The 23,941-nt window shown below is 47.7% G+C and carries 23 protein-coding genes; 12 read left to right on the top strand and 11 right to left on the bottom strand.

Going from position 1 to position 23,941, the window contains the following annotated elements:
- Positions 1-11: 11 nt before the first annotated feature.
- The gene (locus tag KNO69_RS11250; RefSeq protein WP_211781920.1) at positions 12-578 is read right to left on the bottom strand and encodes a TetR/AcrR family transcriptional regulator; all 567 of its coding nucleotides are present in this window, start codon (positions 576-578) and stop codon (positions 12-14) included.
- A gap of 229 nt (positions 579-807) precedes the next feature.
- Here KNO69_RS11250 and KNO69_RS11245 point away from each other — a divergent pair, with 229 nt between their 5' ends.
- The 3 genes from KNO69_RS11245 (at position 808) to KNO69_RS11235 (ending at position 4,347) form a co-directional block, all read left to right on the top strand.
- Positions 808-1,869 carry a Fe(3+) ABC transporter substrate-binding protein gene (locus KNO69_RS11245; protein ID WP_214818059.1) on the top strand — a complete coding sequence of 354 codons (1,062 nt, stop codon included), beginning with the start codon at positions 808-810 and terminating at the stop codon, positions 1,867-1,869.
- Positions 1,870-2,002: 133 nt separating this feature from the next.
- Positions 2,003-3,640, top strand: coding sequence for an ABC transporter permease (locus KNO69_RS11240; protein WP_214818057.1), 1,638 nt, complete (start codon positions 2,003-2,005; stop codon positions 3,638-3,640).
- The gene (locus KNO69_RS11235) at positions 3,640-4,347 is read left to right on the top strand and encodes an ABC transporter ATP-binding protein (protein WP_031424334.1); all 708 of its coding nucleotides are present in this window, start codon (positions 3,640-3,642) and stop codon (positions 4,345-4,347) included. Before KNO69_RS11240 ends, KNO69_RS11235 begins: the two co-directional genes overlap by 1 nt.
- 50 nt (positions 4,348-4,397) lie before the next feature.
- Here the strand turns inward: KNO69_RS11235 and KNO69_RS11230 are convergent, their stop codons facing one another.
- The 3 genes from KNO69_RS11230 to KNO69_RS11220 all read right to left on the bottom strand — a co-directional run bounded on the left by KNO69_RS11230 (position 4,398) and on the right by KNO69_RS11220 (position 7,522).
- Positions 4,398-5,297 carry a class F sortase gene (locus tag KNO69_RS11230; RefSeq protein WP_159563303.1) on the bottom strand — a complete coding sequence of 300 codons (900 nt, stop codon included), beginning with the start codon at positions 5,295-5,297 and terminating at the stop codon, positions 4,398-4,400.
- A 19-nt stretch (positions 5,298-5,316) separates the two neighbouring features.
- Positions 5,317-6,657 (bottom strand): copper amine oxidase, encoded by a 1,341-nt coding sequence (locus tag KNO69_RS11225; protein ID WP_047795816.1) that lies wholly within the window; start codon positions 6,655-6,657, stop codon positions 5,317-5,319.
- Positions 6,658-6,742: 85 nt separating this feature from the next.
- A complete protein-coding gene (locus KNO69_RS11220) occupies positions 6,743-7,522 on the bottom strand; it encodes an AraC family transcriptional regulator (RefSeq protein ID WP_214818055.1) in 780 nt (259 codons plus the stop codon).
- Positions 7,523-7,645: 123 nt separating this feature from the next.
- Here KNO69_RS11220 and KNO69_RS11215 point away from each other — a divergent pair, with 123 nt between their 5' ends.
- Together KNO69_RS11215 and KNO69_RS11210 are read left to right on the top strand one after the other, a co-directional pair.
- Entirely contained in the window at positions 7,646-9,295 is a 1,650-nt protein-coding gene (locus tag KNO69_RS11215) for a glycoside hydrolase family 13 protein (RefSeq protein ID WP_214818053.1), read from the top strand.
- 103 nt (positions 9,296-9,398) lie between these two features.
- Positions 9,399-9,905: a flavodoxin domain-containing protein gene (locus KNO69_RS11210; RefSeq protein ID WP_214818051.1), complete on the top strand. Its 507-nt coding sequence runs from the start codon at positions 9,399-9,401 to the stop codon at positions 9,903-9,905.
- Here the strand turns inward: KNO69_RS11210 and KNO69_RS11205 are convergent.
- Complete coding sequence (locus KNO69_RS11205) at positions 9,869-11,467, bottom strand: glycoside hydrolase family 55 protein (RefSeq protein WP_214818048.1); 1,599 nt, start codon at positions 11,465-11,467, stop codon at positions 9,869-9,871. The genes KNO69_RS11210 and KNO69_RS11205 overlap by 37 nt on opposite strands.
- A gap of 261 nt (positions 11,468-11,728) precedes the next feature.
- On the opposite strand from KNO69_RS11205, the gene KNO69_RS11200 reads away from it, so the two are divergent.
- From KNO69_RS11200 to KNO69_RS11185, 4 genes are all read left to right on the top strand, one after another.
- Positions 11,729-11,929: a cold-shock protein gene (locus KNO69_RS11200; protein ID WP_015880427.1), complete on the top strand. Its 201-nt coding sequence runs from the start codon at positions 11,729-11,731 to the stop codon at positions 11,927-11,929.
- A gap of 117 nt (positions 11,930-12,046) precedes the next feature.
- Positions 12,047-12,460, top strand: coding sequence for a pyridoxamine 5'-phosphate oxidase family protein (locus tag KNO69_RS11195; RefSeq protein WP_143180203.1), 414 nt, complete (start codon positions 12,047-12,049; stop codon positions 12,458-12,460).
- Positions 12,461-12,643: 183 nt separating this feature from the next.
- Positions 12,644-13,150, top strand: a complete 507-nt coding sequence (locus KNO69_RS11190) for a DoxX family membrane protein (RefSeq protein WP_074035013.1) — start codon at positions 12,644-12,646, stop codon at positions 13,148-13,150.
- Between the two features lie 80 nt (positions 13,151-13,230).
- Positions 13,231-13,527, top strand: coding sequence for a DUF3817 domain-containing protein (locus tag KNO69_RS11185; RefSeq protein ID WP_159563308.1), 297 nt, complete (start codon positions 13,231-13,233; stop codon positions 13,525-13,527).
- A 21-nt stretch (positions 13,528-13,548) separates the two neighbouring features.
- Here the strand turns inward: KNO69_RS11185 and KNO69_RS11180 are convergent, their stop codons facing one another.
- Positions 13,549-14,802: an MFS transporter gene (locus KNO69_RS11180; RefSeq protein ID WP_214818046.1), complete on the bottom strand. Its 1,254-nt coding sequence runs from the start codon at positions 14,800-14,802 to the stop codon at positions 13,549-13,551.
- A gap of 109 nt (positions 14,803-14,911) precedes the next feature.
- On the opposite strand from KNO69_RS11180, the gene KNO69_RS11175 reads away from it, so the two are divergent.
- Complete coding sequence (locus KNO69_RS11175) at positions 14,912-16,102, top strand: helix-turn-helix domain-containing protein (RefSeq protein WP_214818044.1); 1,191 nt, start codon at positions 14,912-14,914, stop codon at positions 16,100-16,102.
- Between the two features lie 4 nt (positions 16,103-16,106).
- Here KNO69_RS11175 and KNO69_RS11170 read toward each other — a convergent pair whose 3' ends face one another.
- Together KNO69_RS11170 and KNO69_RS11165 are read right to left on the bottom strand one after the other, a co-directional pair.
- On the bottom strand, positions 16,107-17,114 hold the full coding sequence (locus KNO69_RS11170) for a S66 family peptidase (RefSeq protein ID WP_214818042.1): 1,008 nt from the start codon (positions 17,112-17,114) through the stop codon (positions 16,107-16,109).
- Between the two features lie 63 nt (positions 17,115-17,177).
- Positions 17,178-17,504 (bottom strand): winged helix-turn-helix transcriptional regulator, encoded by a 327-nt coding sequence (locus KNO69_RS11165; protein WP_015880434.1) that lies wholly within the window; start codon positions 17,502-17,504, stop codon positions 17,178-17,180.
- A 106-nt stretch (positions 17,505-17,610) separates the two neighbouring features.
- On the opposite strand from KNO69_RS11165, the gene KNO69_RS11160 reads away from it, so the two are divergent.
- Complete coding sequence (locus KNO69_RS11160) at positions 17,611-18,414, top strand: VOC family protein (RefSeq protein WP_159563312.1); 804 nt, start codon at positions 17,611-17,613, stop codon at positions 18,412-18,414.
- A 14-nt stretch (positions 18,415-18,428) separates the two neighbouring features.
- On the opposite strand, the gene KNO69_RS11155 is transcribed toward KNO69_RS11160, so the two are convergent.
- Together KNO69_RS11155 and KNO69_RS11150 are read right to left on the bottom strand one after the other, a co-directional pair.
- Positions 18,429-19,421 (bottom strand): 5'-3' exonuclease, encoded by a 993-nt coding sequence (locus KNO69_RS11155; RefSeq protein ID WP_031424353.1) that lies wholly within the window; start codon positions 19,419-19,421, stop codon positions 18,429-18,431.
- Between the two features lie 199 nt (positions 19,422-19,620).
- Entirely contained in the window at positions 19,621-20,943 is a 1,323-nt protein-coding gene (locus KNO69_RS11150) for a hemolysin family protein (protein ID WP_251124950.1), read from the bottom strand.
- Between the two features lie 189 nt (positions 20,944-21,132).
- Here KNO69_RS11150 and KNO69_RS11145 point away from each other — a divergent pair, with 189 nt between their 5' ends.
- On the top strand, positions 21,133-21,930 hold the full coding sequence (locus KNO69_RS11145) for a glucose 1-dehydrogenase (RefSeq protein ID WP_214818033.1): 798 nt from the start codon (positions 21,133-21,135) through the stop codon (positions 21,928-21,930).
- Positions 21,931-21,963: 33 nt separating this feature from the next.
- Here KNO69_RS11145 and KNO69_RS11140 read toward each other — a convergent pair whose 3' ends face one another.
- Positions 21,964-23,919, bottom strand: a complete 1,956-nt coding sequence (locus KNO69_RS11140; RefSeq protein WP_214818031.1) for an ATP-binding protein — start codon at positions 23,917-23,919, stop codon at positions 21,964-21,966.
- Between the last annotated feature and the right edge of the window lie 22 nt (positions 23,920-23,941).

Here is a 23,941-nt window from a genome sequence, read left to right as displayed (position 1 = left end):
ATTATGTTGTTTTATGACTCACGATCGATGTCGTGGGCTCGTTCAATCAAGCGTGCGATAATCGCTTGTTTGAGTTCGGCAGGGGGAACACCGACACCGAAGTGTTCGGACATCATCATACCTTCGAGTGCATAACGAATAATCATGGTTTCTACCGGGTCGGCCGTTTGTTGGAACTGTGCGAAGAACGTATCTAAATCATGTTTCCAACGATTGGCGTACTCTTGGTCGACTTCGAACAACGTGAGAAATGCAATCATCTTCTCGACGTCGATTTGGATGGCAGCACGCTCAGGATGTAACTTCGTTTCATCAAATAGACGAACGAACGCCTCGACAGGTCCATGACCTTCTTGTTGCAATGAAGCATATAGCTCGTTTTGTTCTTGTTGTAATCGCTCGACCATCGCCGTCATCAAGGCTTCTTTTGAAGGATAATGATAAAGTAGTCCCCCTTTAGATACACCCGCAGTCTTGGCGACTTCATCTAATGTAAGTTGGTGCACGCCGTGGTTCATGATGATGTCGGTTGCCGCATCCAACAGCTTTTGCTTTGTAACGTTTGATCGGTTTGACATATCTTCACCTCTTTCTGTACCGACCAGACGGTTTGTTTGATTTTACTATATCGTTCGTATTCTTTTGAAGTCAAGAAATGATGTCCTCAAAACTGTCAACAAGTACACATTTAGTGTGATAGCGATTGCAAAAAAGTCTTGACGTGAGAATGATTATCAGTGATAATAGATGCTGAGAGTAATTATCATTTACCAGAGAGAGAAATAACCGAACGTGGGGGAATGACAGATGAACAAAAAATATGCAGCTTTAGGAATTTCAGCAGCGTTAACGACATCGCTCCTTGCCGCTTGTGCAAGCACAGATGAGACAACTTCAAATGAAGGCTCAGACGATTCGAACGTCGTCAATGTTTACTCGAGTCGCCACTACGATGTCGATCAACAATTATACAAGCAGTTTGAAGAAGAAACAGGCATCAAAGTCAACGTGGTGGAAGGGAAGAGTGACGAACTTCTCGAACGTTTGAACACAGAAGGGGAGAGCACAGAGGCTGACCTCTTCATCACAGCAGATGCCGGAAACTTGTATCAGGCAAAAGAAGCAGGACATCTTCAAGCGGTCGATAGCGATGAGCTTGAGTCAAACATTCCTGAAAAATATCGTGACACGGACAACGAATGGTTCGGTTTGACGAAACGCGCGCGTGTCATCGTCTACTCAAAAGATCGCGTGAAACCAGAAGATTTGTCGACTTACGAAGCGTTGACAGAAGAACAGTGGAACGGCAAAGTACTCGTCCGTCCATCTGAAAACATGTACAATATCTCACTCCTCGCATCGTTCATCGAAGTGAACGGTGTCGATGAAGCGAAAGAGTGGGCGAAGGGCTTAGTGAACAACATGGCACGCGACCCACAAGGGAACGACCGTGACCAAGCGAAAGCGGTCGTCGCCGGTGAAGGGGACGTGGCCATCATGAACACGTACTACATGGGGCTTATGTTGAATTCTGAAGACGAAGAAGAGAAGAAAGTCGCTGAACAGCTCGGTGTCTTCTTCCCGAACCAAGATACAACAGGCACACACGTGAACATTTCGGGTATCGCGATGACGAAAGCATCGAAGAATACAGAAAACGCTCAAAAATTGATGGAGTTCATGTCAGAACCGTCAGCACAAGAAAAGTTTGCGAGTGTGAACTACGAATATCCAGTCAACGAGTCGGTTGAGCCGAACGAACTTCTTCAATCATGGGGCGAGTTCAAAGAGCAAGACATCAACCTCTCTGCAATCGGTGAAAACCAACAAGAAGCAATCCGCATCTTTAACGAAGTGGGTTGGAAGTAAGATGACTTCGGCTTGAACGAGAGTTCAGGCCGGAGATTTTTGTGTTCTTCACACCCTAAGCGCTACACGGGATGTACAGAAACTGATATGATGGGACAGGAATTGATAGTTTACAGAACGGGAGCGGTACGACATGAACTGGCACGCAGTAAAACGACAACTGAATGGATGGGCGATCCTTAGCTTTCTCGCGATTTTATTGATCGTCTTGCCGGGAATTGTCGTGCTCGTCGAATTGTTCGCCCCGGTCAATGACAATTGGCAGCACATTCAGGAGTACCTGTTGCCCCGTTACGTGAGAAACACGTTGTTCATTATGGTGGCTACCGGTGTCTTGACGACCGTGATCGGGACGAGTCTCGCTTGGTTCGTGACCGTTTATGATTTCCCGTTCCGTCGCTTCTTTAAATGGGCACTCATCCTGCCGCTCGCGATTCCGCCTTATATCGGGGCGTATACGTATCACGGCATTTTAAATTACACCGGAGTGATCCAAACGACACTACGGAATCAGTTCGGGATCACCGTCGATCAGTCGTACTTCAACATCATGTCGATTCAAGGAACCGTGTTTATTTTCACGTTGTTCCTCTATCCATACATTTATACGATTACACGAGCGTTTCTGCATAACCAATCATCCTCGATGATTGAGAACGCACGGATTCTCGGTCGCGGCTCATGGGACATCTTCTTCACCGTCGTCATCCCGATTTCCCGAGTCGCCATCATCGGCGGTGTCAGTCTCGTCTTGATGGAAGTGCTCAATGACTATGGTGTCGTGAAATACTTCGGGATCCAGACGTTCAGTACCGCTATTTTTAGCACATGGTTCGGGATGAAGGATACGTCGTCGGCGCTGAAGCTTGCGGGCACACTCATGATTCTCGTCATCTCCATCTTGACGATGGAACGACTCGTCCGAGGACGGAAGCAGTTCAGTTACGCTTCGACGAAAGTGAAGCCGCTCAAACCGAGACCGCTTCAAGGTTGGCATCGCTATGCGGTATTCGCATATGTTTCTATCGTCTTTGCCATTGCATTCGTCATTCCGTTCACGCAGTTGACGGCTTGGACGTTCCTGACGTTCGATACGGTCTTCACGGAAGAATTTTGGCAACTCGTTTGGAATACGGTGCGTGTCGCCTTTATCGCGACGGTCATTATTCTGTTGTTCGCACTTATCATCGCAAACTACACACGACTCTTCCCGTCGAACATGACACGCGTCATTTCGAAAGTGACGACGCTCGGATATTCGATTCCGGGAGCAGCCATCGCGATTGCGGTCATCACGCTCTTCTTGTGGCTCGATGACAAAGTGCTCGAAACGGCACGGGCGCTCGACTTGAGTCAGACGTTCGTGTTCCGCACGACGCTCATCATGCTCATCTTTGCTTACGTCATCCGCTTCCTCGCCATCGGCTACAACTCGATCGAGAGCGGGTTTGAGAAAGTAGGGAAGTCGTTTACCGAAGCATCCCGTATGCTGGGGTGGAATACGGTCCAAACGTTCTTCCGTGTCGATATCCCGATGATCAAAGGCGCCATCATGAGCGCGTTTATCCTCGTCTTTATTGATATTATGAAAGAGTTGCCGTTGACGCTCTTTTTACAACCATTTAACTTTTCGACGCTTGCGACACAGGCGTTCAAATACGTGAGTGATGAGAAGATTCACGAAGCGGCACTCGCTTCCATCGTCATCGTCATCATGAGTGGACTGTTGATTTTCGTTTCCCACAAGGTGCTTGATAAGGAGGCCGACTAATGTTTGTTCAAATCAATGATTTACATTTTAGCTATAAAGGTGCACATGAAGAGACAATCAAAGGGTTCTCGATTTCAATCACGAAAGGTGAAATCGTCTCACTTCTTGGGGACAGCGGATCGGGGAAGAGTACGATTCTCCGTTTGATCGCAGGACTCGAGATGCCGAACCAGGGCGTCGTCGTCGTGAATGACTGTGTCTGTTGCGACGATTGTCAGTTCATGCCGCCAGAAGATCGTGGCGTGGGGATGGTCTTCCAAGACTATGCACTCTTCCCGCACATGACCGTTGAAAAGAACATTCGATTCGGTCTTCATAAACTGAACCGCAAGGAGCGGAATGCGCGTGTCGAAGAGATGCTCGCGCTCGTTAACTTGACGGAGTTCCGTCACCGCTATCCGTACGAACTCAGCGGGGGACAACAACAGCGTGTCGCGCTCGCGCGCGCGCTCGCACCGAAACCGGCGCTCTTGATTCTAGACGAACCGTTCAGTAACCTGGATACGTCACTTCAACACCGGATTCGCGACGATTTGCGTCGTCTCTTGAAGCAGACGGGCACGACGACGATCTTTGTGACGCATGACGAAGAAGATGCCGAGGCGCTTGCCGACCGCATCGTCTATCTCGGAGAAGGCAAAATTAAAAAGCAGGTCATGACGGAGAACAACAAGACGTTCAACCCGCAAATTCCTTGTTTCGTATAAACAACAAAAGACCCCTTACTCATTTCTAAAGCGAGTAAGGGGTCTTTTTGTCATTTTGTCATCTCGGAAGGTTTTGACTCATTTCCAAGTTGGTCAATCGCAGTCACGTAGTAGGATGCATTGTTCTCATTTGTGACCTCGATACTCTTTCGTGCATGGGAAGGGATACTTTCGATATGAGTCGCTTTTCCGTCGATGACTTCGTAGACTCGATATCCAATCACGCTCTCTTGACGAACGGCGTGCCATGTCAATAAGTTACCTTTTAGTTCGACTGCCGTCGGTGTCTCGAGATCGACAGTTTCATTCAGTTCGGTGTCCACCAGCTCTGTATAGACGACGAATCGTTCATCATAGCCCCCGTCCCCGAACGTACCCGAACAGGTAATCAAATTTAAGTTCCGATTTGATGTGGCACCGAAAATCTCTTCAATTGGCGCGGTTTTCGTATCATATCGTTCTGTTTTCGTGACGCGGAACCGAAGGGTGTTACCCGCCTCATCTTGAATCAGAACGTCATCGCCTTTTGTCAGTTGATCGAGTTGATAAAAGATAGCCGGGCCGGTCTTGCTGTCGACGTGACCGGCAATCACAGCATTTCCTTTGCTACCCGGTGTGACACCGGGTTCGAACCACCCGACCTGGTTCTCATCTTCTGGTACACCCATCTGTCCATTATCGAGGACCCCGACTTGTTCGATGGCGGTGTCGACATCGATTTTAGGGATCTGGATTTGAACAGGGGTGACGGCCTTGGCGTTTTCTTCTTCCTCGGCTAAGCGTAGCTTTTTCACCTCTTCCTGTAGAAGTGAGAATTCAGCCGTTAAATCCGGGCTCTCCTCTATTTGTTTTTCTTCTACAGGTGGTGACGACGATTCTTGGGCGCTCGTCCACGTCCAGAAGCTAAAACAAAAGAGAGAGAGCGCCAGAAACAAAAGGCGCTTGTTCATGGGACTCCCTCCTTATTGATTATTGTTCAGATACTTTACGTTTGCGAAGCGTTACGAAGGCGAGTAAGATTCCGCCAAGTACAGCTAATCCAGCGTAGAGAGTGTTCATTGATTGTTCTTGTGCACCACCGAGACCTGTTTCAGGCATCTCTTCAGGCATCATTGTTTCTTCGAACTTGTCAGGCATTTGTGTCACGATCGCGTTACCGAGTGTTTCACCAACACCGAACATGAACGCATATCCTTCACGGAATGACATCCAAGCCGCTTCTGCATCGCCAGCGACATATTGATCGAATGTGTCGAGTACGAGCGCTTCGTGCTGTTTGATTGCTTCTTCACCGGCAGCTTGTGGTAAGTTACCTTCTGTTGCTGCATCGAGGAATGTGCTGAAGTCGACAGCGAATTGGTCGAGGCGCATACGCGCATCTTCGATCATCGCTTCGTCTCCTTCGAGTGTAGCGGCAACGATGTCACCTTGTGCTGTGATGTGATCTGAGTTCCATACTTTCTCGAACTGTGCTGCACCTTCGTCACCATACACGGATGCGATGGCTGCTTTGAAGTCGAGTGTGTTCTGGTCTTCTGCCCATGTCACGTAATCATAGTCCTCTGCTTGGTCGTACCCTTTTTGCATACCGATCGCAGCGAGGGCGAAGTGCTCACCTGCAAGACTGTTCAATGTTGAGCGGAGTTCAACAGCTGGTGTGTCTGCTCCAGTCGTAAATTTGTCAGGCATTTGTGTGACGATTGCACCCGAGAGAGCTTTACTGATGTTGAACATGTGCTTGTAGCCTTCACGGAACGTCATGTAAGCTTCTTCGTAATCTCCTTCGACATAGTTATCGAATACAGAGAGGACTTGGTCTTCATGAAGTTCGAGTGCATCAGCTGCTGCGTCCTTCGGTAAGTTCCCTTCTGTCGCTGCGTCGAGGAATGTTGAGAATTCTTCTACGAACTCATCAACTTCCGCTTCAGCTTCCATGCGTAGTTCCTGGTTGTCTGATTTTGCTGCTTCTACGAAATCAGCTGAGTAGTCGTTGTGACCACGGAAAATTTCTTCAAATTGTGCAGCGCCTTCTTCACCGTAGATGGAAGCGATGGCTGGTGTCATGTCGAGCGCGTTTTGATCGAGAGCTTGATCCGCGACCTCAGCATCTGCTGCCTCGTCATATCCTTTCATCATCGATGTGACGGCTAACACGTAATGCTCAGATAAGAGTTGATCGAGTGTGGCGCGAAGGTCACCTGCTGGTGTACTTGCTGTCGGTGTGTGATCCGCTGCCTGTGCGTTGACTGGTACGAGTAGTCCTAAGGCTAGTGCCGGTGCTACGATTTTGTTTAACGTCTTCTTCTTCATGGGTAATCGCTCCTTTTCGTAAGTGAGTGCTGTCGTTATTTACACCCATCTAACGGAGCGGTTCAAAAAATGGATCACTCTTTTTTTATTTTTTTTCGTTTTTTTGTTGAAGAGTACGATAAACCCCTGGTGCTACGCCATATTTTCGTTTAAAAATTCTGTGGAAATATGGATAACTTCGAAATCCAGACAGTTCCGCTATCGTTTCTAACGAATGTTTTGTATAGCGCATTTGCTCTTCGGCAAGCTGTAAGCGAATCGATTGTGCATATTCGATGATTGTCATCCCGGTTCCTTCTTTAAAGAGATGAACGGTCCGTGAAACGCTCAGTCCGACGGCGTCGGCGACGTTTGAAACTTTGAAGTCACTCGTGACGTGTGCTTCGATAAAGCGCATCATACGAGAGACGACTGGAGGTCGCGCCTGGGAATGCACATCTTGAATCGAGCGATCGAGCATGAGTAGGAGTGCTTGAACGAGTGTTTCAATTAAAACGGCACTTTGTTCAGACGGTGGACGGCGCACTTCTTCCGTAATGTGTTGCCATAGCGAAAGAAGGCGTGAATCGATGGTGATGGCATACAGTCGCTCCCGTGGAGTCGCATGCCACCATGTATCGATCGAATGTCCGGTACAGAAGATATGATAGTCTCCGCTCGCGGGTGTATCGACATGCATTTCATAGAAGTCACCCGGACGAACAATCAATACGTCACCAGGTCGTGTGATCATCGTTTCCCCATTGACCACAATCCGAGCCGTTCCTGCCGTTTGTAAGCGAATCAGATACGTATCGAGTCGATTAGCAAATGGAAAAGTATAAGTCGTTGTATGGTATGAATAGCCACAAAAGCCGATTTCCATAATAGTCTCCTCATTTTATAGCAAAATTGTACATATCTTAATCATATCATGGATGGTCATGAATCCTTGAAGACAGTACGATGAAAGCGTTGAAACGGAAATGAACTTCAAGGAGGACGTAACATGAAACAATGGTGGAAAGAAGCGGTCGTATATCAAATTTATCCACGTAGCTTCAATGACTCAAACGGTGATGGGATTGGCGACATCCAAGGGATCACGAAGAAGATGTCTTATTTGGCAGAACTCGGGATCGACGTTATCTGGCTCTCGCCGGTATACGATTCACCGAACGACGACAATGGATACGATATTCGTGATTACCGTGCCATCATGGACGAGTTTGGTACGATGGATGACTTTGATGCGATGCTTGAAGAAGCACACCGTCACGGGATTAAAATCATGATGGACCTCGTCGTCAATCACTCTTCGGACGAACACCAATGGTTCATGGAGTCACGTTCTTCAAAAGACAGCCCATATCGTGACTATTACATTTGGAAAAAAGGGAAAGATGGTCAACCTCCGACGAACTGGGGGGCTTTCTTCGGCGGCAGCGCTTGGCAGTATGATGAGGCGAGTGATGAGTACTACCTCCACCTCTTCAGTAAGAAACAACCGGATTTGAACTGGGAAAGCGAGACGCTTCGTCGTGAAGTGTACGACCTCATGACATATTGGCTCGATAAAGGGGTCGACGGGTTCCGGATGGACGTCATCAATATGATTTCAAAAGACCCGAGCTATCCAGACGGTCAAACGCAAGGAACGGGGTATGGAGACGGGACACCATTCTTCTTTAACGGACCACGCATCCATGAATTCATGCAGGAGATGAATCGTGAAGTCTTATCGAAATACGACACAATCACGGTCGGGGAGATGCCAGGGGTCAGTGTGGAGGAAGCGAAACTGTATACGGGTGAAGACCGCAACGAACTGAACATGGTCTTTCATTTTGAACATGTGGACGTCGGGAACGGGAGCTTCGGCAAGTGGAATCCGACAGACTGGAAGTTGACTGAGCTGAAGACGATTTTCTCGCGTTGGCAAGAAGGGCTCGAAGAGGAAGGATGGAACAGCCTGTACTGGAGTAACCATGACCAGCCCCGTGCCATCTCACGCTTTGGAAACGATTCGCCTGAATATCGCGTTCGTTCCGGGAAGATGCTCGCGACACTTCTTCATCTATTGAAAGGGACGCCTTACATTTATCAAGGAGAAGAGTTCGGCATGACGAACGTCGCGTTTGATTCGATCGATCAGTACCGAGATATTGAGACGTTGAACGCCTACCGTGACTACACATCCAAAGGGTTGTTAACGCACGACGAGATTTTCCGTGGCATCCATGAGCGAGGACGTGACAATTCACGTACACCGGTACAGTGGTCAGACGAAGCACATGGTGGATTTACGACAGGGACGCCATGGATCGAGGTCAACCCGAACTTTGTTGACATCAATGCGGAAGCGGCAAGGAAAGATCCGAATTCACTCTTCCATTACTACCGTCAGTTGATTGCGCTCCGTAAAGCGAACCCGCTCGTCGTCTACGGAAAGTATGAGCTGTTGTTACCGGAAGATGAGGCGGTCTATGCATTCACACGTTCATTCGAAGGTGAGACATGGCTCGTACTCTGTAACTTCTCCGACGAGACACAACAACGAGAGCTACCATATGACGTGAAAGAACGTGTCATCGGAAACATGGAACCGATAGAAGCGTTCACCCTTCGTCCTTATGAAGCACAAGTGTATAAATTGTGACGAAAAGCTCGCCAGACGGCGAGCTTTTTTAAGTGCATACGTATCTTCTCTCGATGATTCGGGAATAGTGTAAGTAACGTCTGACATGAAAAGAGGGAACGACATGGGTACTTTAATCGCGTACTCTTCCAGATATGGGACGAGTGAAAAAGTGGCGGCTTTACTCGCTGAACGCCTATCGGGTGACGTTCGTGTCCAAAATATCGTAGAAGAGCCGAACGTCACGTGGGAGACGGTAGATCACGTCATCGTCGGGAGCTCGATTCGAATGGGCACGATCCAAGACGAGATGAAAGAATGGTTGACGCTTCACGAAGCACACTTGCTGGAGCATCCCCTCGCTTTATATTTGTGTGCCGGCACACCGACAGAGTCAGAACGGATTCGCGAGTTAGAAGAAGCGTACCGTGAATCACTCCGCGAACACGCCTACTTTGTCGAGGTCGTCGGGAGTGGGTACGACTTTGAACGAATGGGCTTTTTAGACAAAGCAATCGTTCGCATGATGGCCAAACAAAAAGAGAGTTCACTTCAACTCGATGACGCCAAACTGAATCAACTCGTGGAAGCCGCTCAAACGTCTGAGCGCACCCGATCTGAAAATCCTTGAGCGAGTAAATCATGCACATCAATCGGGCTTTTCGCGGAGATGAGCACATCTCCGCTTTTTTTCTGCCCTTCAATCTGATGAAGAGCAAGGTGTTCGAGTTGGCGACCGATTTTTAGAGCGATGGGTGCAGATTCTTGGCATCGTAAGTTTTCGATAGTCACTTCATCGGTGCGGTTATCTCCCCCAAATAGTTCGAGGTCGGCTCGGGCTGTGGTAAACCCGCGCACGGAGATTCGTTTCAGTTGAACGCGTCTCGATTTGTATTGAATCGCAAGAGCCGGATGCTGTTCGTAATCGTAGGTCGGGTCGCCGATCGCAGTCAAACCGTGAATCAAGACATCCTGGTAGGCCGATACGACCAGGCTCCGTGGTGAAGATTTTGTATAGAGTGAACTGCGGACCGGCTCGACGGACACTAAGTTCGTGCCAGACAGGAAACGGGCCGTCTCCGAGTTCGGATCATCTGCTAAATGATGACCAATATGACGGAAGTTAAATGAACGATTGTCATGCACAGAAAGATGGCCGAAGATATGAACGTCGTGTGCGGCAGATGAGGTCCCATGCGCTTTTACTTCGATGCCTCCAAAGCAGCCTTCCGTTCTATTGTGAACGAGTGTGACGTGCCGCGATCCGTCATCAATCTCAATCCCATTTGAGTTTGAGAACCCTAAGGCGTGTGTTCGGCCGTGAGGATGATGACAATAGCAGTTCGTGATGTAGATGGCATCACTGTGATGTGTGGTGATTCCGTCATCCCCATAATTCGTCGCCTCGAGGTGGTCGAGATGGATATATCGGCTCCCGTTTGCCGCGCGGAGTCCATCCCCTAAGTAATGATAGTGTGGAGACGTGATGTCGAACGCATGGAGCCCAGCATTTTTAGCCGTCACATGATGCACCCATCCATATGTCACATGGGCAAACGTCAAGGCGCTCGATGTCGTGTCACCGCTCGTCGTCCGTTTCACATCGCCTAATCGTGCGACATTCCAATCGAGCGTCAGGTGGCATACCTCGATATGATGATTTCCTGCAAAAGGCGTGACGTTTCGTAACAATCGTCGATGTCTCGGTGCACGATCGGACAGTTTGAGAATCGTGACGTTTTGTCCTGCGCCTTCGAGCACGCAGTTGGAAGGCAGACGAATCCCCCGAACGATATAAACGCCTGCTGGGACAAAGACACGACGGTTAGAACGGATGGCGAGTCGAAAGGCGAGGGTACAATCCGTTTTTCCATCTCCGACAGCACCATAGTCCGTCACATCAACACGTTGTTTCGTCGTCTGCAGTAAATTCAAATATTCGGCATCGAGCCGACGCATCCAGACGGGACGAACGATGCCGTCGACTTGCTCGAGCGGAAAGGACGTGCGGACAGGGGTGATCCGTTCCGTCAATGGGATTCGACACGGGAGAGATTGTTGTTGCTCGAAGTAAGAAGCTTCCCGTGTAGCACGGTGCCATTCAAGTGATTGCTGGATGAGGTCTTCTTCCGACCAATCGGAATAAGAGGCAATCATCGATGCGATTGATTGTGTGTCCTTAATGTTTTTCATTATAAATCCTCCTAGCATCATCTTCTCTAGCATGTACCCGTTTCACCTTGTTTTTTAGCAATCAGAAGTATTTACTAGACAGAAACATCTAGTCGTGTTATATTCAATATGTGCTTAATTAAGAATAGCTGGAATCATAATTCACAAGTGCTTGGGATTATTTTTCATTAGATAATCCAGAGGCTTGTATTTTTTTTGGTCAAGTTTTTTCTAGTAAGGCACTACTATAACGCATAGCGTTTATTTCAGGAGGGTTCATTCATGAACACAGGTAAAGTAAAATGGTTTAACTCAGAAAAAGGTTACGGCTTCATCGAAATGGAAGGCGGAGACGACGTATTCGTACACTTCTCAGCAATCCAAGGCGACGGCTTCAAAACACTTGAAGAAGGCCAAGAAGTAACTTTCGAAATCACTGACGGAGCTCGTGGACCACAAGCTTCTAACGTTGAAAAAATCTAATCTTCCTTTCTAAGGAATATGATACCTGCTCGCATCAGCGAGCAGGTTTTTTTGTGTTTAATCCCATAGTTTGAGGGAACAGTATACGAGCGACAAATCATGAAGGAGGAATTTGGAATGAGTGCAAAAGACACAGCGTTAAAAATTCTAGAGGGTAGCAATGTCGGGACGATGGCGACCGTGTATAAGGTGAAACCCCACAGTCGATATATGACATTTTTCCATGATGATTTCACACTCTACACAGCAACCTCTAACGATACAGATAAAGTAGAAGAACTAGAAAAGAATCCATATACGCATATTTTAATCGGCTACGATGGAGATGGTGTGGGCGACACTTACTTAGAAATCCTCGGTAAAGCGACCGTGTCGGATGATGAATCGATGAAAGAGAAAGTATGGAATGAGAAACTTGAAGGATGGTTCGATGGTCCGGACGATCCAAAGCTTGTGATCCTTAAAATCGAACCGGAATCGATGCGCGTGATGAACAAGAAAGGTCAACCACCACAAGAAGTGACACTATAATCTCTTCTAAGACACCTAAATCAGGTGTCTTTTTTTGTGGATGAATGTGAATAGAATATGGCGTACATATGGACGAATCATGAACAAAGGAAAATACATATGTGAAATAGTGAACATGAATGGTATATTGTGAATGTAATCACATTATACATTTATTTAACTTCTTGAAAGGGAGGAATTATGATGTTCACGAAATTTTGGCAAAATCATAACATCGCTACAGCGATCTTGACGGTGTTACGTGTATGGCTCGGTTATCATTGGTTAACGGCAGGTTGGGGTAAAATCACGGGAGGTTTTGGAACAGAAGGATTCTTAAACAATGCGGTGTCACTCGCTTCTGGAGAACATCCGGCCGTTGCTGGATGGTGGGCTGCATTCCTAGAAAACTTTGCGATTCCAAACGCCGGGCTATTCGATGTCCTGATTCCTTACGGGGAATTCTTGGTAGGCTTAGGATTATTGCTCGGTGCCCTCACACGTAGCGCAGCGTTCTTCGGACTTGTCATGAACATGGCGTTCTTACTATCAGGAACAGTCAGTACGAACCCAACGATGTTGATCGTATCTGTCTTGATTTTAGTTGCCGGTCATAACGCTGGAAAAATTGGGGTCGACGGGTTGTTCCTTCGCCGCTTTGTCGACACGAAAGTGTTACATCGTTCACCAAATCGTCAAATAGCCTCGTAACTTTTATGCGTTCTCTTGTGACAAACCTCTCACGTTTCGGCTACGATAGACATAGCCTACAGAAATAAAGGAGAACGCATATGACTACGACTCATTTTAAATGGCTTGGCTACACAGAAGGTGTATCCTTCTTGTTGTTACTGTTCATCGCGATGCCGTTGAAATATATGGCCGGCATTCCACTCGCGGTCAGTATCGTAGGTGCAGCACATGGTTTCTTATTTGTGGCCTACGTGCTCGCAGCGATGTATATGGCATGGCGCTTGCGCTGGGGATTCAAAGTTTTGACACTTGCTGTCATGGCGTCCGTCATCCCATTCGGACCATTCTTATTAGAAAAACGGGTACTCCCGTCAACAGAGAAGACATCGAACTGATTCGTTCGATGTCTTTTTTCGTTACGATACACGTTCCATTGATTGGGCTGCATCTCGTTCTGCTTGGATGTCATGCCGGATTCGGTACGTAAGGACGAACGTACAGATGAGTAGACCCACCATACAAGCGGTGTAGAGATGGGCAACAGAGACGAGATCACTCAATACCCCGAATAGGATAAATCCAATCGGCGTAATCCCCATCGCGAGTGATTCGAGCACACCGATGACGCGCCCTAAATAGTTCGGATCCGTATTCGTTTGGAGGAACAATTGAATCGGGATGTTGACACGTACGATCAAGAAACCACTCAATAAAGCGAAGACCGCGAAAAAGAAAATTGACGTGATGACGTTGAAGTTAAAATATAATGGAATGGCGGGTCCGACGAACAGAACGCTAAGAATGGTCAACGCGAATCGCATCGTTGCTAAGCGATGTTTGATTTTGAATAACGGTAAGGCATGAAGTAAGGAAGCGACTAAAAAACCAATGGCGACCATGCTTTCAAGGAGTCCGAATTGAAACGGGGACACACCGACTTCCTGTAACGCTGCAATCGGGAACAACACTTCCGATGCGACGAAGAAGAAGTTCAAAAATGCGGCGAGGACAGCAACTGTCCACAAGACTCTTTGTTGTTTCAAGTAAGACAGACCGGACCGTACGTCTTCCCAAGTCGATTGTTCGGTGGGTGCGACCTCTTTCTGATGAAATTTAAGTCGAGAGGCGAGAAGTGCGGCAATCATAAAGAATAGAGCTGAACTGAACAAAAAGACAGGAATCGGTATAAGCTTAAACAGTGCCCCGGCAAGAAGCGGGGTACCGATGCTTGAGATGGAGATGATACTTTGAATGAGAGAGTTGGCGCGTTGCAGTTCATCTTCCTCAAATAAAAGAGGAATCGAACTTGATAACGTGACCGATAAGAAAGTGGAAACGATCGCTAAGAAGAATGTGATGACGTAAAAAGCGGGTGCTTCAAACGTCCAAAGTAAGCTTCCAACACCTGCGAGTAAAAATAATCCTCCGTTCAAAGACTCCATCCTAATGATGACTCGCTTTCGGTCAAGTTTGTCTGCATAAGCGCCGGCGAATGGGGATAGAAGCACACGGGGTAATGTACCTGCGAGGAGAACGAAGGCGAATTGGAGCCCAGATCCGGTCGTCGTCAACACCGTGAGTCCCGCCACAAACGTAAATAAGTTGGATGCGAATAACGACATGAATTTACCGAGCAGTAAAATTGATAGATTTGAAGAGAGAAACTTCATAGAAACACTCCTTTGCAAATTAGTTAAATGTGATTTAACATTATCATAAAGGCAACGAAGTGAATTGTAAATATAAAGTTCAATATAATTTAACTTTTAGAGGTGACATATGATTGGTGAGCGCATTAAAGCATTGCGAAAACAGAAAAAAATGACTCAGACGCAGCTGGCGGAAGGGATTGTCACAAAATCGATGCTCAGTATGATTGAGAACGGAAAAGCAGAGGCATCGATGCGCAGTTTACGAGAACTTGCCAGTCGATTAGATGTCTCGATGCAACAATTATTGACCGATCCAAAAGAGGTCGAACTACAGTCGCTGGTGGAAAAGCTAGAATTTGAGGAGATGCAACTTATTTCACTACCGGATCAAAAAATTCGGGAAATGCTCAAGCCTTACTTACAGGAAGAAATGAACTCCGTGTGGCAAGGAAAAGCATATATGCTGTACGGTGATACGTACTTTCAAGAGGGCGAGAATGAGAGAGTACTAGCTTACTATGACCGCGCGATTGAGATTTTTGAGAAGCTAGGTGAGTCCGAAGAATTGGCGATGGGACGAATTAGCCAGGCATATTATTTATTGATGTGGAACCGCTACGAGGAATCGATTGAACGGATTGAAGCGATAGAACTACTTGATGCAAAATATATGAAAACAAAGACACGAACTGAATATGCCATGTTAATTGTATTTAAGAATCTTCTTTGTGATGAGGATTTAGAAGGGGCAATTCGACAGCTTGAAGACGTGCTCGAGTATATGACACGGACAAGAATCTACTACCGTGCGGACGACGTGTATCGCACCATTTCGATTTGCGCGCTCTATTTGAACGATGAGAAGAAAATTCATGAGTCGTTACAAAAGGCGGAGCAATATATTCAATTCACGGAAGATCGTTTGGCTGAAATCAAAGTGGCACTTTCTGAAGCGCTCTATGCGATGGAATATCGACATATTGATCTGTTAGGGGAAAACGTCAAGTTGATGGAATCACTGACGACAGAGATCGAGCCGTTCATTGCGGCGATTTCGATGGCGAAAGGGGTGTACTACGCTTTTCGAGGAGAATCAGAAAAAGGAAGAGAGTGTTTATTGGCATTATGGGAAAATCGAGACGAGTGGAAAGCACATAGTTTAGTCGATATCGCGATTTACTACGAAGGTTTATTAAGGGGAACATTGAACGGTTGTGGGGATGATTGGGTGCCAGTTATCGAAGAACAAGTAGCTGAATTCCCGCAAGGACTGTTTCGCAAACGTTTAGAGACATTGCTACAACAAATCAAGGGCTGACAAATCAGCCCTCGAACGTTTGAATCAATGTCCCTTTGCCATGCTCGACTTGGACGGATGCGTGTGCTCCATTGACGAGTGTCATCTGAGGGGGTACGTGTCCGCAATCGATATCAAAAAAGATAGGAACTTCTAACATATGATGAAGCTCCTCGTATACCATTTCGACCGTATAGTCTTGATGCACAGAGGGGGCGTCACTCCGTCCAAATAGAATGCCCGACGTCTGCTCGAACCAACCGGCCCACTTCATTTGAAGAAGGGTCCTTTTTAATGCCGGAACGTTTAGCTCAGCGTTCTCAAAATACCAAAGAATCGGTTCATCGTTCAGGTGATCGCGTTGGAACGTCTTGACGTCTCCATACGGTGTCCCGATTGTATGTAAGAGCACATCGAGACATCCACCGAGCAAGCGCCCCGTGGCGTTTTGACCACCGATCGCTTTCCATTCGGTCGTCTCCGTCAGATGAAACAGATGCGGCGTCGGATTATCATGCTGCCATTCGTTTTGGAACTTCTCGGACGAGCGTTGGACGACCGTCTCGTCGGTCCGCGTCGACAACACATCGAGCCAGCGCGAACTCGTCTCGTCCCACACATCGGCACGCAAGTCGACCAGGTTAGGACCGTGGGCGGAGGCGATTCCGGTTTTTAGCGTATACACAAAAAGTAATAGACTCGTATCCGAATAACCGAGCATCCATTTCGCGGGTAAGGATTGCCAATCGACTTGATCGAGGATTTCCATTAAGAGTTCCCCACCCCAGGGCGGGATGATCAGGTCGATATTGTCATCTTGAAGTAGGGATGTCAGTTCATGTGCACGGATCCGAGCCGGCGCGGATTTCCCAAATCGTTGTTTCCACGCATTCGGAGTGAATTGTAACGTGAACCCTCGATCGGAAAACTTCTGTTCTGCTTGTTGCAATAGATGGTGTAATTCTTCTGGTATACCTGACGAAGGGGCGGTGACACCAATTTGATGACCGGTTAACTGTGGATAACGAATCATGACAACCTCCTGTGGATAAGTGATATGTTCAGTAGAAAAAATGGGTTATCCACATGTGGACAACTAATTAGAGCGCATCCGTTCGGCATGACGCATTCCCCATTCGTTCATCGCTTCGAGAATCGGGATCAGTGTTTTCCCGTACTCACTTAAGCGATAATCGACACGTGGTGGAACTTCTGGATAGACGGTCCGGATGACGATATCCTGTTCTTCTAAGTCGCGGAGTTGTGCGGTCAATATCTTTTGGCTGATTTTTGGTAACGCGCGTTTCAACTCACTGAAACGCAATGTATCTCCATTAATCAACACAAGGAGGATGGAATGTTTCCATTTTCCTGTAATCAGTTCGAGTGCCGTATCGACTTCACAGCTTGTTATGTTAGTCACGTCGCTCTTCCTTTCCATTAGTATCGTTGAAGTAACTATACCACCTTTTTGTGCCTACTTCTGTAACATCGACCGAGCGGGTATAGTGAAGGGGAGGTGATAATATATGAAAATCGAAAAAATCGAACTCGGTCCGGTAACGCTTCGAGTCCGTGACATTGAACAGGTGACACGATTTTACGTAGACGTGATTGGGATGAGTATTTTAGAAGAGAGCGAAGAGCTCATTACACTCGGTACGAAGGAACGTCCGCTTGTCATCTTGCACAGTGTCCCGCAAGCGAAAACGAATCCACGGGCGGCAGGCTTGTTCCATTTAGCGATTCTGTTCCCGAACCGTGTAGAGTTAGGAAGCATGTTGGCACATCTCATTGAGCGACGCATCGAAGTGGGGCAAGGCGACCATCTCGTGAGTGAAGCCTTCTACTTGAGCGATCCAGAAGGAAACGGGATTGAATTGTATGCCGACCGCCCGAAGGACCAATGGACGTACGAGGCAAACGGCCATGTGAAAATGGCGACCGAGCCTGTCGACTATGAATCGATGCTTCAAGCGGCAGCCAATCGGTCGTTTACTGGTTTACCGATCGGAACGACGATGGGGCACGTGCATTTTAAAGTACGCTCAATTGAGGCGGCGAAACGTTTTTATCATGATCGGCTTGGCTTCTCCATTACGACGGATTCTTATCCAGGTGCACTTTTCCTAGCAGCTGATGGCTACCACCATCACATCGGGACGAACGTGTGGGCCCGTCCGAGCGATCCTGTGGGAATGGAGACCGGAATCGAAGCATGGACGCTTCTCGTCAATGAAGAGACGAACCAGGCGTTAGGCGGAACATCATCTGAATGGTCGTTGACCGATGAAGACGGGATTACCGTGCATATTAAAAGAACGAACGCTTGAGCGTTCGTTCTTTTTTAACGTGCGGATGTTTTCTTCTGACCTGCGTTAAACGAGAGACGAAGTCCGCGTTTTTGATACGCTTGTTCGACTCGTTTTGGATTGAGGCTGAGCTCAAGGTGAGCTAGCTTCAAATGTTCAAGTGCCGGCACCGTGACATCGAGTCGAACGAGCTCCATATTGCGCTCTGCTTTTTTGCGTGTTCGTCTCAAGTTACGGGGCACCTCCTCTGACGTCAGTGCCGCGATCGTTTCATTTACTTGTTGTCGTTTTTCACCTTTGATGCTCAAGGCGGAATACAGCTTATCGAGCGAACCGAATCGTTTGATGAGTTGAACCGATTGGCTTTCGTCGAGCCCAGCAACTGGAGGAATTCCATCAGAACGGTCTCCTGTCAACGCTTTAACGGCTGACAGTTGCTTCGGTTTCAATCCTTCGTATAGCGCCGCAATCTCTTCTGGTCGAATTTCTAAATGACGCTTGAGCGGCAACGGACGATTATCACGAATGTCACAGCGAGCCTGCATTTGCTGAAGCTCTTGTGTCTGTAACCAAACGGTGATTCGTGGACTGACAAGCTGTAACAAGTCTTTGTCTTTTGTCATGATGACGACAGGCGCACTGCAACTGAATTTACGGGCGATGTGGGCAATTAAGTCTTCCCCTTCATACCCTTCTACTTGAAATTGTGGGATTCCACTGTCCTCAAGCAGTTGGCGCATGAGTTCCATCTGCGCTTTCAATTCAGGCGGTGTTTGACGTCTGCGACGTTTGTAGCCCGGGTACAGTTCTCGACGCCATAATGTTTCACGTGAGACGTCCCAGACGACGACAAAATGAGTCGGACGATGTCTGCGTAGAATCGTCCGGATGAGGCCGGTCATTCCGATGACGGCACTCCGATCGTTTTTTGATACCTCGCGTCCTTTTTTCGTTCGGCTCGCGGCGGCACCATAATAAGCACTGGCCAGCATGGAGTTACCGTCAATCAAAAATAGTTTGCGTTCCATGCGTAACCTTCTTTCTATTTCTTTCTGTTTAAACCGAACATCTCGCCATGTTTCGGTGATGTTGTGTCATTGAGTGGGTGACACTCAAATAAGCAACATATGTGCAGTATATCACGGCAAGAGGCGAAAATATAGCGACAGTTCGGTGCAAACGTGAAAAACCCTTCTCCATATTTTAGAGAAGGGTTAGAAAGATGCATCATTCAGATAATGGTTCTTCCTCTTCATGAGAGGCGAGAATCAGGTCGACAAAGACGATGCGGTGGTTATCGACTTCACTGACAATCAGTTCATGGTTGCCAGGTAGAAGGAAGCGTTCCCCCGTTCGCGCGTTCGCTTTTTGTGATAAAACGAATCCACCGACCGTATCGACGTCATCTTCGATTTCGATGCCGAACCGCTCTTCGAGTTCTTGCGTTAAAACGAGTCCCGAAAGGCGATAATGTTTCGGAGCGACTTCTGTAATTTCAGCCTGTTCGTCTCGATCGAACTCGTCTCGAATCTCGCCGACGATTTCTTCTAAAATGTCTTCAATCGTCAACAGTCCTGCCGTCCCGCCGTACTCATCGATGACGAGACACATCATCGTCTGCGAGTTTTGCATTTTCACCATCGCTTCTTGAAGTGGCGTGAACTCGGTGACGAGCGGCAATTGATGAATGAACGATTCGAATGGCGCGTCATTTTTTGAAAGTTGGGCAGTGAAGAGCTGTTTCGCATTCACGAATCCGAGAACGTCATCGCGATCGCCATCTCGTGTGACGGGATAGCGTGTATACTGGTGCTCTTCCACTACGGCGATGATCTCTTCAATCGTATCTTCTTCATCGATTGTCACCATGTTCATTCGTGGCACCATGGCATCTTTGGCGATCCGTTCGTCAAAGGAGAAGATATTTTGAACATATGCCAACTCGTTTTCGTTGATCTCACCGCTACGGAAACTTTCCGTCATAATGATTTTCAATTCTTCTTCAGAGTGTGCCGTTTCTTGCGCTGTCGTCTGTACCCCGAATAAACGGAGCGTGATTCGAGCCATACTGTTCAAGGCTCGAATAAACGGATAGAAGATTTTTGTGAAGACGTAGAGCGGACGTGCGACGAGCAGCGTCAACTTCTCCGCTTCGTGAACCGCGAGCGTTTTTGGCACGAGTTCACCGATGACGACATGGACGAACGCAATCAATAAGAAGGCGATCAGAAACGACAAGAATGTCACGAGAGAAGGCGATATGTTCAATTGTTCGACCAATGTGTGGATATACGTTTCGATTTGATCGGCACCAATCCACCCAAGACCGAGTGCAGAAAGCGTGATTCCGAACTGCGAGGCAGAAAGGGAGTCGTCGATATTCTCGATGACTTTTTTCGCGCTGACCGCTTTCTTATTTCCTTCGAGCACGAGCTGGTCGAGTCGAGCACCACGCACTTTCACAATTGAAAATTCGGCTGCCACAAAAAAGGCAGTCAAAAAGATTAAAAGTGCGACGACGAGTAAGCTGAATAACATGGGACTGTCCAACAATTCCCCCTAAAATCGGGGAGTCACCTCCATTGAGTATAAGATCAAACGTCTTTCAGGCGTTTCCTGAAAACGAATAGTTTGTTTCAGTATAGTTGATTTGTTTCAAATATTCAAAATGCAGCCAATCATGTTTGATGAAGAGGGGAATGCGGGAACTAAACCCGAGAAGATGAAGGAGGAATTGACATGGCAAACTATCCAGAGTTAAAAGGTAAGGTCGCAGTCATCACGGGCAGCTCGAAGGGCCTCGGTCGTGCCATCGGGGAACGTTACGCAAAAGAAGGGATGAGCGTTGTCCTGAATTACCGCAGCAGTGAAAAAGAGATGGAGGAAGTCATCCGTGGAATCGAGGCAGCTGGTGGGAAAGCCGTCGCCGTGAAAGGGGATGTCGCGGAAGAAGGACTCGCCGAGAAGATGATTAAGAAAGCCATCTCTGAGTTTGGAAAGATGGATATTTTCGTGAATAACGCCGGCGTTCAAGTCGAGGCAAAAACACATGAGATGGAGTTTGATAACTGGAAGCAGATTATCGACGTCAACTTGAACGGAACGTTCCTTGGTGTTCGTGCTGCTTTAAAATACTTCGTGGAGCATGAAATCGAAGGGAACATCATCAACATGTCTTCCGTTCACGAAGTCATCCCACGTCCAGGTTATACACACTATGCAGCCAGCAAGGGTGGCGTGAAAATGTTCACGAAATCTGTCGCACTTGAGTATGCTCCAAACCATATTCGTGTCAATGCGATTGCACCTGGGGCGATTGATACACCAATCAACGAAGAGACGATGAGCGACCCGGAAGAGAAGAAGGGGTTAGAAGCGCTCATCCCATCCCACGTCATCGGGAAGCCGGAACAAATCGCAGCCGTTGCCGCTTGGCTCGCGTCGGATGAGTCGTCCTATGTGACGGGGACAACCATCTTTGCGGACGGTGGGCTTTCGCTCTATCCGTCATTTGGTCCAGAGAACAAAGTCCAATAAACAAGAGGGTGCGATGATGCACCCTCTTTTCGTTTAGCTACTCATTTGATTGGTCATATCCAACTTGGGAAGACTGACCGTGAAAATGGAGCCTTTGCCGATATTCGATGTGGCGTGAATCGTTCCACCGTGACCTTCGGCGATTTCTTTACAGATTGCGAGACCGAGACCGGTCCCCCCGATTTTTCGACTTGCCGAATTGTCGACGCGATAAAACTTGTCAAACAATTTTGGTAGCGCGGTTTGGGGAATCCCGATGCCGTGATCTTCAATTGAAATGTCAATCCAATCCGGTCGTTCACATGCGACACGGACATGGATTTCACCACCACGAGGCGAATACTTCACGGCGTTGTGAAGTAGGTTCATGAAGAGTTGATTGAGTCGCGTCCGGTCTCCGTATACATAGACGTCTTCCGTACAATCAAACGTGATGTGATGGTGTTGGCTCGAGCCTTGATGCACCGAAATCGCTTGCTCAAGAATGGCGGATAGACGCTCCGGTTCGTTATGATATGTCTGTTGCCCAGACTCCATCCGTTGTATATCAAGCAAGTTTGAAATCAAGTCTTCAAGACGCAATGTCTCTTGATGAATCATTCCTAAATATTTTTCGGAACGTTCAGATGAAAGTTTTCGGAAACGAAGGAGTTCAGTGAATCCAATGATACTTGTGAGCGGAGTCCGGAGTTCGTGAGAGACGGTCGAAACGAGTTCGGTTTTCAGACGGTCGACTTCGGTCTCGTGCGTCACGTCACGGAAAACGAGCATCGTTCCATGGCGTGTTCCTCGCAAGTAAATCTTCTCCGCATACATTTGAATGAAGCGCTCTTCCTGATTCATCGAGAACGTGACGCTCTCTTCTTTACACTGTCCATCGAATGACCGTTCCATGAACGCGGAAAAGGCATCCTTTTGGTCGACCTGTAGTCCGAGCTCCTCAAGGCTAGCGTCTAAACGGTATAAATCGACTTCATTTCGCTGCGTAATCGGTTGATTGAATAAGACGAACAACGCTTGGTTTGCTACTTTCTCACTTGTTGCGTGTTCGACATAGATGACGGCATCGCGAATCGAGTGAAGGAGGCGCGCTGTCTTCTCACGTTCTTCTTCAATCCGATAGCGTTGTGCCGTGAGAGATGTAGCCATTTGCCGAAATGATGTTGTCAATTGCCCGACTTCATTTTTAGATTGGGCGGCCGCCGGTGTCATCGGCTGTCGCTCTCCGGCAAGGCGCTTGCTGTTTTCAATCAACTCTTGCAGTTGACCAGTTAAGCGTCTCACATATGGACGGGCGACGATAAAGAGAATGAAGAGGACACCGAGTAAAGAGAGGAGCCAAAAGGCCTGTGCCCACTTCGTATGGGTCGCAAGCTGAGCACGGAGCGCATCCTCTTCTGCGTTCAGTGAGTTCCGGTATTCCGTGAAGACGCTCTCCATATCGACGATGCTCGCACTCATATCTGCGGCACTTTTTGAATTGATTTTGAATTTACGATCTGCCGGTGGCTCTTGTTGTGGATTCACTTTCCCGAGCGTCGGCATCTTTAAGAAGGGTTCGGTTACACTACCGTCCCGTTTTCCTGCTACATAACGTTCGAGGCTCGGCATGACACGTTCTTGATATGCGTCAAAGAGCGTACGAGCATCGCTCGCGTACGTTTTTTCTTTCTCGGTTACGGCATTCTGCTCGAACCAAGTGGTCTGTTCGTCAATCAAAACTTGTTTATCTTGCACACGCTCTAACATCGCGTCGTCTCCAAGGAGGACATATCCGCGCATTTCATATTGCATCGACTGCCATGTCTCGAACAATTCGGTCGCATTCGTGCGCCGTTCACTGATGTTCTCGAGCGATGACGTCGTCTGTTCGATTTGGTTTTCCGTATACACATATACGGCAAGCGACGTGAGGAGGATCAGTCCGATGAATAAGTAGAAGACAAATAAAAATTGTCTCCCGATCCGCTGGTCAATCCATGACTTCATAAAGACCGTTCCTTCCTAAAAT

The organism is Exiguobacterium sp. s131, from assembly GCF_018617345.1.
In the GTDB taxonomy this organism is placed as follows: Bacteria; Bacillota; Bacilli; order Exiguobacteriales; family Exiguobacteriaceae; genus Exiguobacterium; species Exiguobacterium profundum.
Note: the sequence above shows the minus strand (reverse complement) of the source record. Positions and strands in the feature narration are given on the sequence as shown.

Coding starts and splice junctions, on each gene's coding strand:
- KNO69_RS11160 (WP_159563312.1), top strand. CDS start 17,611: ATGAAAATCGAAAAAATCGAACTCGGTCCGGTAACGCTTCGAGTCCGT.
- KNO69_RS11205 (WP_214818048.1), bottom strand. CDS start 11,467: ATGAAAAACATTAAGGACACACAATCAATCGCATCGATGATTGCCTCT.
- KNO69_RS11220 (WP_214818055.1), bottom strand. CDS start 7,522: ATGGAAATCGGCTTTTGTGGCTATTCATACCATACAACGACTTATACT.
- KNO69_RS11250 (WP_211781920.1), bottom strand. CDS start 578: ATGTCAAACCGATCAAACGTTACAAAGCAAAAGCTGTTGGATGCGGCA.
- KNO69_RS11240 (WP_214818057.1), top strand. CDS start 2,003: ATGAACTGGCACGCAGTAAAACGACAACTGAATGGATGGGCGATCCTT.
- KNO69_RS11200 (WP_015880427.1), top strand. CDS start 11,729: ATGAACACAGGTAAAGTAAAATGGTTTAACTCAGAAAAAGGTTACGGC.
- KNO69_RS11230 (WP_159563303.1), bottom strand. CDS start 5,297: ATGAACAAGCGCCTTTTGTTTCTGGCGCTCTCTCTCTTTTGTTTTAGC.
- KNO69_RS11245 (WP_214818059.1), top strand. CDS start 808: ATGAACAAAAAATATGCAGCTTTAGGAATTTCAGCAGCGTTAACGACA.
- KNO69_RS11215 (WP_214818053.1), top strand. CDS start 7,646: ATGAAACAATGGTGGAAAGAAGCGGTCGTATATCAAATTTATCCACGT.
- KNO69_RS11235 (WP_031424334.1), top strand. CDS start 3,640: ATGTTTGTTCAAATCAATGATTTACATTTTAGCTATAAAGGTGCACAT.
- KNO69_RS11180 (WP_214818046.1), bottom strand. CDS start 14,802: ATGAAGTTTCTCTCTTCAAATCTATCAATTTTACTGCTCGGTAAATTC.
- KNO69_RS11155 (WP_031424353.1), bottom strand. CDS start 19,421: ATGGAACGCAAACTATTTTTGATTGACGGTAACTCCATGCTGGCCAGT.
- KNO69_RS11190 (WP_074035013.1), top strand. CDS start 12,644: ATGTTCACGAAATTTTGGCAAAATCATAACATCGCTACAGCGATCTTG.
- KNO69_RS11175 (WP_214818044.1), top strand. CDS start 14,912: ATGATTGGTGAGCGCATTAAAGCATTGCGAAAACAGAAAAAAATGACT.
- KNO69_RS11145 (WP_214818033.1), top strand. CDS start 21,133: ATGGCAAACTATCCAGAGTTAAAAGGTAAGGTCGCAGTCATCACGGGC.
- KNO69_RS11185 (WP_159563308.1), top strand. CDS start 13,231: ATGACTACGACTCATTTTAAATGGCTTGGCTACACAGAAGGTGTATCC.
- KNO69_RS11140 (WP_214818031.1), bottom strand. CDS start 23,919: ATGAAGTCATGGATTGACCAGCGGATCGGGAGACAATTTTTATTTGTC.
- KNO69_RS11210 (WP_214818051.1), top strand. CDS start 9,399: ATGGGTACTTTAATCGCGTACTCTTCCAGATATGGGACGAGTGAAAAA.
- KNO69_RS11170 (WP_214818042.1), bottom strand. CDS start 17,114: ATGATTCGTTATCCACAGTTAACCGGTCATCAAATTGGTGTCACCGCC.
- KNO69_RS11225 (WP_047795816.1), bottom strand. CDS start 6,657: ATGAAGAAGAAGACGTTAAACAAAATCGTAGCACCGGCACTAGCCTTA.
- KNO69_RS11195 (WP_143180203.1), top strand. CDS start 12,047: ATGAGTGCAAAAGACACAGCGTTAAAAATTCTAGAGGGTAGCAATGTC.